The following is a 12,169-nucleotide window of genomic DNA, read 5'->3' on the forward strand; positions in this document are numbered from 1 at the left end:
TCGCAATCCACACCGAACCCGGAGGCCCTCCCTCACGCCAAGATCATCCGATCACGTGTCGCCCCGTACCCAACCTCCGTGGTCAATACAGCTAGCGGAAAAGCGACCTGGGCGTGCTCAGCCCAGCAGGGCCGCCAGCGCCGGCACGTCGATGCCGACCAGGGAGTCGCGGAACACGCGCCGCTCCCCCGGCTCGACCGGGACGTCGTTGGGGATGACCAGCACGGTGCAGCCCGCCGCGACCGCCGACGCCGTGCCCGGCGGGGAGTCTTCGACCGCGACGCAGCGCGCCGGGTCCACGCCGAGCAGCTCGGCGCCCTTGAGGTACGGGCGTGGGTGCGGCTTGTTGAGTCCCTCGACCTCGTCGCCGCACACGGTGACGTCGAAGAATTCGCGCCCGATCGTGTTCAGTGCCAGCTCGGTCAGGACGCGCTCGGTGGAGGTGACCAGCGCCGAGCGCACGCCTGCCTCGCGCACCGCAGTCAGCGCCTCGCGAGCGCCCGGGCGCCACGGCAGCTCGTCGTCGAACAGTCCGGCCGTGCGACGGCGGATCTCCTCGCCGGTCGAGGCGATCGCCTCGGGGGTCACCTCACGGCCGACGACCTCGAGCAGGTACGCGGACGTGTCGTCCATGTTGGATCCGACGAGCGTCATCCGCTGCTCTTCGGAAAGCTTGCCACCGAGCCATTCGGCCGTCTCGTAGAGGGCGATGTCCCACAGCTTCTCGGAATCGACGAGCGTGCCGTCCATGTCCCACAGCACGGCGACGAGACCGTCCACAGTGGATCTCCCTAGGTGTTGAAGTACTTCGCTTCCGGGTGGTGGCAGACGATCGCGTCGGTCGACTGCTCGGGGTGCAGCTGGTACTCCTCGGACAGCTTCACGCCGATGCGGCCCGGCTCGAGGAGCGCGACGATCTTCGCCCGGTCCTCGAGATCGGGACAGGCGCCATAGCCCAGGGAGAACCTCGCTCCACGGTAGCCGAGCTTGAAGAAGTCCTCGACGTCGTCGGGGTCCTCTGAGGCGACCGCCACACCGCCGGGGAAGGTCAGTTCGCCCCGGATGCGGCAGTGCCAGTACTCGGCCAGCGCCTCGGTGAGCTGGACGCCGAGGCCGTGGACCTCGAGGTAGTCGCGGTAGGCGTCGGCGGCGAACAGCTCGTTGGCGTAGTCGGCGATCGGCCGGCCCATCGTGACCACGGTGAACGGCACGACGTCCACTTCGCCGGACTCGCGCGGGCGGTAGAAGTCGGCCAGGCAGAGCCGCCGGTCGCGACGCTGCCGCGGGAAGGTGAAGCGCACCCGCTCCGGCGCGTCGAGCGACGGCTCGGTGAGCACGACCAGGTCGTCGCCCTCGGCGACGCACGGGAAGTAGCCGTAGACGACGGCCGCGTGGGCCAGCACGCCGTCGGCGGTCAGCCGGTCCAGCCAGTACCGCAGCCGCGGCCGGCCTTCGGACTCGACGAGCTCGTCGTAGGTCGGACCGGCGCCGCCGCGGGCGCCCTTGAGGCCCCACTGCCCCATGAAGGTCGCGCGCTCGTCGAGCATCGCGGCGTAGTCGGCGAGGGCGACGCCCTTGACCACGCGCGAACCCCAGAACGACGGGACCGGCAGCGGGACGTCGGTGGCGACGCCGGAGCGCGCGGGCGGCGGGCCTTCGAGGGCTTCCTCTTCCGCCTTGCGGGCTTTGCGCGCCTCGGCGATCCGCAGCGAGCGTTCGCGGCGTTCTTTGCGCTCCTGACGCTTCTTGTCCGCGTCGGCGTCCACCAGCGGCGACTCGCCGCGCTTGGCCGCCATGATCGCGTCCATCAGCCGCAGCCCCTCGAACGCGTCCCGCGCGTAGCGGACGTCGCCGGAGTAGAGCTCGCTCAGGTCGTTCTCCACATAGGACCGGGTCAGCGCCGCGCCGCCGAGCAAGACCGGCCAGCGCGCGGAAATGCCCCGGGAGTTCATCTCCTGGAGGTTCTCCTTCATGATCACCGTGGACTTCACCAGCAGCCCGGACATCCCGATCGCGTCGGCGCCCTGCTCGTCCGCCGCGTCGAGGATGGTCGTGATCGGCTGCTTGATGCCGAGGTTGACCACCTCGTAGCCGTTGTTGGACAGGATGATGTCGACGAGGTTCTTGCCGATGTCGTGCACGTCGCCGCGCACGGTGGCCAGCACGATCCGGCCCTTGCCGGCGTCGTCCTCCTTCTCCATGTGCGGCTCGAGGTGGGCGACGGCGGCCTTCATGACTTCGGCGGACTGCAGCACGAACGGCAGCTGCATCTGCCCGGACCCGAACAGCTCGCCGACGGTCTTCATGCCGGACAGCAGCGTGTCGTTGATGATCTGCAGGGCGGGGCGCTGCTCCATGGCCGCGTCGAGGTCGTCGGTGAGGCCGTTGCGCTCGCCGTCGACGATCCGGCGTTCCAGGCGTTCGAACAGCGGTAACGCGGCCAGCTCTTCGGCCCGCGACGCCCTGGTCGACGCCGCGCTCACGCCCTCGAACAGGGCCATCAGCTCCTGCAGCGGGTCGTAGCCGTCGCGACGACGGTCGTAGACGAGGTCCAGGGCCACCGCGCGCCGGTCGTCCGGGATCCGCGCCATCGGCAGGATCTTCGACGCGTGCACGATGGCGGTGTCGAGCCCGGCCTGGACGCACTCGTGCAGGAACACCGAGTTCAGCACCTGCCGCGCCGCGGGGTTGAGGCCGAAGGAGATGTTCGACAGGCCGAGCGTGGTCTGGACCTCGGGGTGGCGCCGCTTGATCTCGCGGATGGCTTCGATGGTCTCGACCCCGTCGCGGCGCGACTCCTCCTGGCCGGTGGCGATGGTGAAGGTGAGCGCGTCGATGATGATGTCGGACGTCCGCACGCCCCAGTTCCCGGTGATGTCCGCGATCAGCCGGGACGCGATGTCGGCCTTCTTCCGCGCGGTCCGCGCCTGGCCTTCCTCATCGATGGTCAGCGCGACGACGGCGGCGCCGTACTCGCTCACCAGCTCCATGACCTGGGTGAAGCGGGACTCCGGGCCGTCGCCGTCCTCGTAGTTGACGGAGTTGACCGCGCAGCGGCCGCCGAGCCGTTGCAGTCCGGCTCGCAGCACCGGGACCTCGGTGGAGTCGAGCATGATCGGCAGGGTCGACGCCGTGGCCAGGCGGCCGGCCAGCTCGGCCATGTCCGCGGTGCCGTCGCGGCCGACGTAGTCGACGCAGAGGTCGAGCAGGTGGGCGCCGTCGCGGGTCTGCTCGCGGGCGATCTCGACGCAGTCGTCCCAGCGGCCTTCGAGCATCGCGGTGCGGAACGCCTTGGAGCCGTTGGCGTTGGTCCGCTCGCCGATCATCAGCACGCTGGCGTCCTGCTTGAACGGCACCGCCTGGTACAGCGAGGACACGCCGGGCTCCGGCCGCGGCCGCCGCGGGACCGGAGCGGTGTCCGCCACGGCGGCGGCGAGCTGCCGGATGTGCTCGTCGGTGGTGCCGCAGCAGCCGCCGACCAGGCCGACGCCGAACTCGCGCACGAACCCGGCGAGCGCCTCGACCAGCGCTTCCGGGCCGAGCGGGTAGACCGCGCCGGCCGGCCCCAGCTCGGGCAGGCCGGCGTTCGGCATCACCGAAAGCGGCACCCGGGCGTGCTTGGCCAGCTGCCGCAGGTGCTCGCTCATCTCGGCCGGCCCGGTGGCGCAGTTGAGCCCGATCACGTCGATGCCGAGCGGCTCCAGCGCGGCCAGGGCGGCGCCGGCCTCGGTGCCGAGCAGCATGGTCCCGGTCGTTTCGACGGTGATCGAAGCGAGGATCGGCACGAACCGGCCTTCGGCGGCCATCGCCCGCTTCGCGCCGATGATCGATGCCTTGGTCTGGAGGATGTCCTGGGTGGTCTCGACGATCACCGCGTCGACGCCGCCGGCCAGCAAGCCGCGGACTTCCTCCTGGTAGGCGTCACGCAGCGTGGTGAACGGCGCGTGACCGAGCGTCGGCAGCTTCGTGCCCGGGCCGGCCGAGCCGAGCACGAACCGCGGGCGGTCCGGCGTCGCGAACTCGTCGGCGGCCTCCCGGGCCAGCCGCGCGCCGGCCTCGGCCAGCTCGAAGATCCGGCCGGTGATGTCGTACTCGGCGAAGTTCGCGAAATTGGCCCCGAAAGTGTTCGTTTCGACGGCGTCCGCGCCGGCGTCCAGGTAGCCCCGGTGGACCGAGCGGACCACGTCCGGCCGGGTGACGTTGAGGATCTCGTTGCAGCCTTCGAGACCGTCGAAGTCGGCCAGGCTCAGGTCGTGGGCCTGCAGCGCGGTGCCCATCGCCCCGTCGGCCACCAGGACGCGCGAGCGCAGGGCTTCGAGGAACGGCGGCGACACCCGGTCGGACATGCTGAACAGGGTAAGGCCGGTGGTCGTAGGCTGGTCCGGTGAGTGAGCCCGTCGACGAGACCCCGCGGCCGCCCGGCGACCGCACCGAACCCTCCCGGCCGCTGATGGTGGTCGCCTTCGAAGGCTGGAACGACGCAGGTGACGCGGCCAGCCGGGCGGTCGAGCACCTGCAGCTGAACTGGGACGCGACGCCACTGGCCGAACTGGAGCCCGACGACTACTACGACTTCCAGGTCAGCCGCCCCACCGTCCGGATGGTGGACGGCGTCACCCGCCGGGTCGACTGGCCGACGACAACGCTGTCGGTGTGCCGCCCCGACGGGTTCGACCGCGACGTGGTGCTCGTGCAGGGCCCCGAGCCGAACATGCGCTGGCGCGCCTTCTGCGCCGAGCTGCTGGAGCACATCAAGCAGCTGGACGTCGCGACCGTGGTGACGCTCGGCGCGCTGCTCGCCGACACCGCGCACACGCGGCCGGTCCCGGTGACCGGGACGGCGTACGACAAGGACACCGCGTCGCTCTACGGGCTCGAGATGAACAACTACCAGGGTCCGACCGGCATCGTCGGCATCCTGCAGGACTACTGCGTGCAGGCGGGCATCCCGGCCGTGTCGATCTGGGCCGCCGTGCCGCACTACGTGTCGCACCCGCCGTCCCCGAAGGCGACGCTGGCGCTGCTGCACAAGCTGGAGGACATCCTCGACGTCGAGATCCCGCTGGGCGCGCTGCCGGAGCAGTCCGAGGAGTGGCAGCGCACCGTCAGCGAGATGGCCGACGAGGACGAAGAGATCAGCGAGTACGTCCGCGGCCTCGAAGAGCGCGGGGACGCGCAGACCGAGGTCGCGGAGCAGGACGTCAGTGGCGACAAGATCGCCGCGGAGTTCGAGCGTTACCTGCGCCGCCGCGGCCGAGGCGGCGGCCAGGAAGGCTTCGGCCTGCGCTGAGGATCACTCCGGCCAGCTGGTGGCGAACGCCCGGGCGGGGTTCGCCACCAGCACGGCCGTGACGACGTCCCCGCCCAGCAGCTTCGTCAGCCGCGGCACCAGCGTCGTGAGCAGGGAGGCCGCGCCCGGCTGGTGGCGTGCCGCGGCGGTCGTCGTGTCGCCGCCCAGCAGGATCCGGCCACCGTGGCCCGCCTCGACGAGCGCTTCGAGCCCGTCGAAGAGCCGCCAGTCGGTGGCGTGGTTGGCCCGCGACGGGCCGTCGAAACCGAGGAACACGCCGGTCTCGGCGACCTCGCGCTGGATCTGTTGGTCCGGGTTGCGGTTCAGGTGCCCGAGAATCACCCGGTCGGGTGGCACATCGAGCTTCTCGCAGAGCAGCTCGGCCACTTCGAGGGCCGCGGTGCCGAGTTCGAGGTGGACGGCGATCGGCGCGCCGGTCTCCTGGTGCGCGACCGCGGCGGCGGTCAGCGTCAGCCGGGCGTGCGAGTCGATCGTGTGGAACGCGCCGGCCACCTTGATCAGCCCGGCGCGGGGGCCGGTCCGCGGCTCGTCCGGCCGGTCGGCGGGCTGGGTGCCCTCGGTCAGGTCGGCGACGAAGACGCGGACCAGGTCGTCGACGACCCGGCTCAGCGCGGCCGGCGCGTAGTGCTCGGCCCGGTGCAGGCCGGTGGCCGTGACGACGTGCACGCCCAGCTCTTCGGAGATCCGGGCGAGCTCCCGTGTGCGGCGGGCCAGCCCGAAGGGCGTCCACTGCACGAGTGCCGATCCCCCGGCCATCTTGAAGCGGGCGAGCACCTCCTTCGCCGCCGTCAGGTCGTCGAGCTCCTGGCCGGGCAGTAGCCGCGAGGCGAAGAACAGGTGGTCGTGCGCGTCCGTCACGCCCAGCTCGGCCGGATCGATGTCGCCCAGCACCGTCCGCACCCGCGGTTCCTCAGTCACGAGGGCGAGTGTAACGCCTCACCCGTTACGATGACGAGGTGCCGGAAGACTTCCGCCTCGACATGGGCGCGCCCTGGCTGAACCTGCTCGCCACCCGCGGCCGCCACTTCGGCCCGCGGCCGGTCGAGCGGCTGCCCACGCCCGAGCGGTTCCGGACCTGGCTCGCGCTCGCGGAGCTGACCCCGCTCGCCCGGGTCACCGACGAAGACCTCGGCGCGGCCCACCGGCTCCGCGAGACGTTGCGACCGCTGGCCCTGGACGCGGTCGACGGCGTGGCGCCGAACGCCTCCCAGGTTCGGGCGCTGACGACGTTCCTCGCGGCCGAGCCGGTGCACCTGGCCGCGCTCGACCGGCTGCACCGCAGTGCCCCGCCGACGACGGCCGCGGCCCTGGCGCGGCTGGCGCACCACGCGGCCGACTGGCTCACCGGGCCCCTGCGCGCCGACCTGCGTGCTTGTCCGGAACAGGATTGCCGGGGCGTGTTCGCCGACCCGGGTGGGCGACGACGCTGGTGCCCGTCCCCCGCCTGCGCGAGCCGGGGCCGGGTGCGCGCGCTCAGGGAACGGCGCCGCGCGGAGTCCTGACGGTAGTGCGGCGGCCGACGCTGGTCGTGAATGACTCATTCACCTCGTCAGACGACAGGAATGAGTCGTCGTCGGACGACCTGCCCGCCCCGGTCAGGACGGCCACAGGATCCGGCGCATCGGCACCGCGCCCCGCGCTCGCTTGCGCCACTCGCGCGGGTAGCCGAGCGACACCTCTTCGAACCGCACGCCATCCGCCTCGGTCGTGCGCGGGATGTGCAGGTGGCCGTAGACGGCGATTTCCGCGCGGTAGCGGACGTGCCAGTCCTCGGTCTTCGTCGTTCCGCACCACAACGCGAACTCCGGCCAATACAGCGGCGCCGTCGGGTGGCGGTGCAGCGGCCAGTGCGACATGAGAATCGTGCCGTGGTCCTCGGGGATCGCGTCGAGGCGCTCGGTGCTGATCTTGAGCCGGTCCGCGCACCACGCCTGCCGGCTCGGGTACGGGTCCGGGTGCAGGAAGTACTCGTCCGTGCAGACCACCCCGGCGGCCCGCGCCTGGCGCAGGGCCTCCTCCAGGGACTGCCCCTCGGCTTCCGGGGTCCGCCAGCTGTAGTCGTAGAGCAGGAAGAGCGGCGCGATCGTGAGCGGCCGCGCGCCGTGGCGCCAGACCGGGTACTCGTCTTCGGGCGTGAGCACGTCGATCTCGCGGCACTGCTCGACGAGGTACTCGTAGCGGGCTTGGCCCCGCAGCTGGCAGTCGTCGTTGTTCGTGGTCCACAGCTCGTGGTTGCCCGGCACCCAGACGACCTTCGCGAACCGCTCGCGCAGGGTCTTCAGGGTCCCGATGGTCGCCTCGGCCCGCTCGGCGACGTCCCCGGCGACGAGCAGCCAGTCACCGGGCGTCTCCGGGACGACGTCGTCGAGGATGGGGCCGTTGCCCTCGTGGGTCACGTGGAGGTCGCTGGTGGCGAAGAGGTGCGGCACCCCTCCACCGTAACCACCGGGGTCGCGGGATCCTCGCGAAACCTGCGGATCCCGGAGGTTTTCCGCACGGACCCGCGCATCGCGCCCGCTCAGGCAGCCGTCGTGGCGGGCACTTCGGCGGCCGGACCGACGGGCCGGCGTCGCCGCGCCAGCATGAGCACCCCGGCCAGCACGTACACGCCGGCCTGGACGTTCAGCAGCAGCGCCGGTCCGGTCGTCGCGACCAGGGTGCCCGCCAGCAGCGCCCCCACCGTCGTGAACGTCGCCACCGCGGCGAACGTCGTGCTCAGCACCCGGCCCGCCCGCTCGGGTGCCACCGCGCTCTGGATCTCCGACAGCACCCCCGCGCCCGCGGCCACGCCGGGCGCTCCCACCAGGACGAACAACCCGACGTACAGCCCCAGCGCGGTCGTCACCAGGTAGAGGTTCCAGATGACCGCCGAGACCAGGCCCAGCGCGATCGAACCCCAGCCGAGCAACGCCGCCGGCGCCACCCGCCGCGCCACCGTGGCCAGCGCGAACCCGGCCGCCAGCCCGCCGATCGCCTGCACGCCCCGCAGCAGGCCCGCGTCGGCTTCGCTGCCGCCCAGCACGTCCAGGACGTACACCACGAACAGCACCAGGAACATGCCCTGCGCCAGGGAGGTGAACACGAGCGCGAGCCCGGTGCGCCACAGTCGGCGGTTGTGCGTCAGCTCGCGGAGACCGTCCAGCCACGCGCGCACCACCGGTTCGGGCGCGGCGGCCGGAGCCGGCGCGCTCACGCGGCGGAACGGTTTGGCCAGCAACGCCGCCGCCACCGCCAAGACCGCCAGGTAGCCGGTGATGACGTCCGCGAGCCCGCCGAAGCCGAGCAGCGCGCCGCCGGCCCAGCCACCGGCCAGCCGCGCGACGCTGCCGTTCACGCTCATCAGCCCGTTCGCCCCGGTGACCTCTTCGATGCCGACCAGCTCCGGCACCAAGGCGTTGCGCGCCGGCTCGAACACCGACGCCAGCGCCGCCTGCCCGGCCATCACCGCGTACACCACGACGACGTCGGGCTCGGCCAGCAGCGGCAGCGCGACGACGGCCAGCCCGCAGCAGACGCCGAACAGCACCGCGCGCCGGTTCCAGCGGTCGGCCACGACACCGGCGACCGGGCTCAGCAGCACCGCGGGCAGCAGACCGAGCACGATGCTCAGCGCCGTCGTCGCGGCGGAACCGGTGCGCTGGAAGACGTACACCGGCAGCGCCACCTGCAACATCCATTCGGCCGTCTCGCCGAAGAACGCGGCCACCCACAACCGCGCGAACGCCGGCACCCCCAGCAGCTGCTTCATTCCTCCGCCTTTCCCGAGTGTTCGATGCGCGGGAACGCCCGCAGGCCGACGTGCACCGGGCGCGCGTCCGCCGGCGCGTCCGTCCGGATGGCTCCGACGTAGGGCCGGACCAGGGCGTCGATCGCGTCGGTCAGCCGGGTCAGCTCCTCCGGCGTGACGCGCAGCGAGTAGGAGACGAGCCCGGCCGCCGCCCGCCAGGCCGGGTCCAGGTCGTCCATCGAGTCGAGGTAGCGCTGGGTCAGCTCCTGTTCGTTGGCCAGCGTCGCGCCGACCACGCCGAGCTGGGCCGCCCGGCGGACCGGGTCGTCGTCGATGTCGCCCAGGTCGAGCCCGACCTGCCGGGCGCGCCACGGCCGCTCCCGGCCGTCGTCGCCCTCGGCCCGCTCGACCAGGCCGTACTGCGCGAGCTGGCGCAGGTGCCAGCTGCAGTTCGATGCCGTCGAGCCGACCGCCTCGGCGCACTCGCTCGCGGTGCGCGGGCCGACCGAGGTCAGGTGGTACAGCAGCGCCGAACGCAGCGGGTGGGACAGCGCGCGCAGCAGCTCCACGTCCTCGATCCGCTTGCGCGGCGGCAGCTCGGCCATCGATCGTCCTATCTGAAAGAGTCATTTCGAAACTTCTCTTTCATAGTTGGTCCCGCCTGCGGGTTTGTCAAGCGGCTCCGCTATCGTTCGCGGGGCAGTCACTGCGCAAGGCAGTGACTGCGTCGTCACCCGACCTTGGATGGACGTTGCCCGACCAGCGCGAACTCGCCACCGCCGCCGCCCTCGCCCTCCCCCGGTTCGTGGGCTCGACCGCGCTCTTCCACGCCGCGGTCGCCGAGCGGATGGCCGTCACCCCCACCGAGCTGCACTGCTTGCATCTGCTCCACGGCGGCGTCAGCGACTCCCCGACCGAGCTCGCGCGGCTGCTCGGGATCTCCACGGGTGCGTTCACGCGACTGCTCGACCGGATGGAGCGCCACCGCCTCGCCGAGCGCGCTCCGGATCCGGCCGACCGCCGCCGGCTCGTCCTCCGGCCCCTGCCGGACCGGATGGTCGAGCTCGCCGAGCTGTACGCGCCGATGGCCCGGTTCGTCGGCGAGCGCCTCGCGCGCCTGGACCGCCGCCAGCTGACCGCACTCGTCGGGTTCCTCACCGACGGCACCGCCGCCGCCGAACAGGCGTCGGGAAACCTGCCGGATGTGACCCAGGCCATAACCAGTTGACTAACTCTACTGGTGTTGCGTTAACCTGGCTCCACTATGAGGAACTGAACCGCGCCCATCCCGCTTCCGAGGCAGCACCCGGTCGAGCCTGACGCTCCCGCGTGCCACGACGCCCGGCGGGATTTCCGCTTCTTCTCATCCGGGCCCGGTGATCGCACATGTCTACCCTCTTTCCGTTGCAGGCCAAGGACGTCGTCTTCGGCTACGGCACCCGCGTCGTCCTCGACGGCGTCACGCTGACCGCGTCGGCCGGGCAGCGGCTCGGCCTGGTCGGCGAGAACGGCACCGGCAAGTCCACGCTGCTGCGACTGCTCGCCGGGCTCGAAGAGCCGCGCTCGGGCGAGGTCCGCCGCGGCCCGGACGTCGGGTTCCTGCTGCAGGAACTGCCGTTCGCGATGGACGCGACCTTCGCCGGCGTCCTCGACGACGCGCTCGCCGAGATCCGCTCGGCCGCCGCCCGGCTCGACGAGCTGACCGTGGCGATGACCGACCGGCCCGACGATCCGGCCGTCCTCGACGAGTACGGCCGGGTCCTGGAATGGGCGCAAGCCCACGACCTCTGGGACGCCGACCGCCGCGCGAAGCTCGTCTGCGACGGGCTCGGTCTCGGCGGCGTCGAACCCGGCCGGCGGCTCGGCACGCTGTCGGGCGGCCAGCGGTCCCGGCTCGGCCTGGCCGCGCTCCTGATCCGGCGGCCGGAAACCCTGCTGCTGGACGAACCGACCAACCACCTCGACGACGCCGCGATGGACTTCCTCGAACGCCACCTCACCGAGCTGACCGGGATCGTCGTGCTCTCGTCGCACGACCGGGTGTTCCTCGACGCCGTCTGCACCGACATCGTCGACCTCGACCCGGCCGCGGCCGACCGCCAGGCCGGCGGCGCGGTCCGCTACGGCGGCAGCTATTCGGACTACCTCGGGCACAAGAAGGCCGAGCGCGCACGGTGGGAGCAGCGCTTCGCCGAAGAACAGGAGGAGTTGAAGGAGCTGCGGGAAACTGTCGCGGTCACCGCGCGCAACGTCGCCTACGGCCGCGGCCCGCGCGACAACGACAAGTTCATCCACCACTTCAAGGGCGCCCGCGTCCAGAAGACGATCTCGCGGCGGGTCCGCGACGCCGAGCAGCGGCTCGAGAACCTCGAACGCGACCAGGTGCGCAAACCCCCGGCACCCCTGCGGTTCCGGGCGGAGCTCACCGGTCACGCGACCGGCGACGGGCCCGCGATCTCGGTGCGGGACCTGGAAGTCCCGGGGCGGCTTCGGTTGCCGCGGCTCGACGTCGACGCTTCGGCCCGGCTGCTCGTCACCGGCGGGAACGGCGCCGGGAAGTCGACGCTGCTGTCCGTGCTGGCCGGACAGCTCACGCCGGCGAGCGGGGCTGTCCACTTCGGACACGGGGTGCGGGTCGGCCTGCTGGAGCAGGACATCGTGTTCGCCGACCCGGAGCGGACCGCGGCCCGGGTGTACCGGGACGCGCTCGGTGAGAACGCGCCCCCGCTGAGCCACCTCGGCCTGCTGGCGTCCCGGGATCTGCGGCAGCCGGTGGGGGCGCTTTCGGTGGGCCAGCGCCGGCGGCTCGCCCTGGCGGTGCTGCTCGCCGAACCGCCGGACGTGCTCCTGCTCGACGAGCCGACCAACCACATTTCGCTGACCCTGGTGGAAGAACTGTTCACGGCGCTGGAAACGGCGCCGGGCGCGGTCGTCATCGCGTCCCACGACCGGTGGCTGCGCCGGGACTGGTCAGGCGACCACCTTGAGCTGGCCGCCGGCCACCCCGTGGCGGTATAGGCCGTTATACAGTGGCGGGGGGTTGAGGGCTAAGGAACCCCCCAGTTTGTGATTGGGGGGTTGCGGGGGGGGGGTGGACGGCGGGGCGGGTTAGGGGGGGTGGCGCCCGGGGC

The 12,169-nt window shown here is 72.0% G+C and carries 10 protein-coding genes; 4 read left to right on the plus strand and 6 right to left on the minus strand.

Annotated elements, in window-relative coordinates:
• Nucleotides 1-117 precede the first annotated feature (117 nt).
• Nucleotides 118-780 carry an HAD family phosphatase gene (locus AB0N03_RS51475; protein ID WP_364388779.1) on the minus strand — a complete coding sequence of 221 codons (663 nt, stop codon included), beginning with the start codon at nucleotides 778-780 and terminating at the stop codon, nucleotides 118-120.
• An 11-nt stretch (nucleotides 781-791) separates the two neighbouring features.
• On the minus strand, nucleotides 792-4,346 hold the full coding sequence (gene metH, locus AB0N03_RS51480; protein WP_364388781.1) for a methionine synthase: 3,555 nt from the start codon (nucleotides 4,344-4,346) through the stop codon (nucleotides 792-794).
• Between the two features lie 38 nt (nucleotides 4,347-4,384).
• Between metH and AB0N03_RS51485 the strand changes: the two genes are divergently transcribed.
• The gene (locus AB0N03_RS51485; protein WP_364388783.1) at nucleotides 4,385-5,290 is read left to right on the plus strand and encodes a PAC2 family protein; all 906 of its coding nucleotides are present in this window, start codon (nucleotides 4,385-4,387) and stop codon (nucleotides 5,288-5,290) included.
• 3 nt (nucleotides 5,291-5,293) lie between these two features.
• On the opposite strand, the gene AB0N03_RS51490 is transcribed toward AB0N03_RS51485, so the two are convergent.
• A complete protein-coding gene (locus AB0N03_RS51490; RefSeq protein WP_364388785.1) occupies nucleotides 5,294-6,229 on the minus strand; it encodes a phosphotriesterase in 936 nt (311 codons plus the stop codon).
• Between the two features lie 38 nt (nucleotides 6,230-6,267).
• Here AB0N03_RS51490 and AB0N03_RS51495 point away from each other — a divergent pair, with 38 nt between their 5' ends.
• Nucleotides 6,268-6,813, plus strand: a complete 546-nt coding sequence (locus tag AB0N03_RS51495; protein WP_364388787.1) for a CGNR zinc finger domain-containing protein — start codon at nucleotides 6,268-6,270, stop codon at nucleotides 6,811-6,813.
• Nucleotides 6,814-6,906: 93 nt separating this feature from the next.
• On the opposite strand, the gene AB0N03_RS51500 is transcribed toward AB0N03_RS51495, so the two are convergent.
• The 3 genes from AB0N03_RS51500 to AB0N03_RS51510 form a co-directional block, all read right to left on the minus strand.
• Entirely contained in the window at nucleotides 6,907-7,740 is an 834-nt protein-coding gene (locus AB0N03_RS51500) for a metallophosphoesterase (RefSeq protein ID WP_364388789.1), read from the minus strand.
• 89 nt (nucleotides 7,741-7,829) lie between these two features.
• A complete protein-coding gene (locus AB0N03_RS51505) occupies nucleotides 7,830-9,059 on the minus strand; it encodes an MFS transporter (RefSeq protein ID WP_364388791.1) in 1,230 nt (409 codons plus the stop codon).
• Nucleotides 9,056-9,643, minus strand: coding sequence for a helix-turn-helix domain-containing protein (locus AB0N03_RS51510; protein ID WP_364388793.1), 588 nt, complete (start codon nucleotides 9,641-9,643; stop codon nucleotides 9,056-9,058). The genes AB0N03_RS51505 and AB0N03_RS51510 overlap by 4 nt, the downstream gene beginning before the upstream one ends.
• A 146-nt stretch (nucleotides 9,644-9,789) precedes the next feature.
• On the opposite strand from AB0N03_RS51510, the gene AB0N03_RS51515 reads away from it, so the two are divergent.
• On the plus strand, nucleotides 9,790-10,266 hold the full coding sequence (locus AB0N03_RS51515; protein WP_364388795.1) for a MarR family transcriptional regulator: 477 nt from the start codon (nucleotides 9,790-9,792) through the stop codon (nucleotides 10,264-10,266).
• Between the two features lie 158 nt (nucleotides 10,267-10,424).
• Nucleotides 10,425-12,056, plus strand: coding sequence for an ABC-F family ATP-binding cassette domain-containing protein (locus AB0N03_RS51520; protein WP_364388797.1), 1,632 nt, complete (start codon nucleotides 10,425-10,427; stop codon nucleotides 12,054-12,056).
• Nucleotides 12,057-12,169 lie beyond the last annotated feature (113 nt).

It is taken from the genome of Amycolatopsis sp. NPDC051061 (assembly GCF_040682935.1).
Taxonomy (GTDB): Bacteria; Actinomycetota; Actinomycetes; order Mycobacteriales; family Pseudonocardiaceae; genus Amycolatopsis.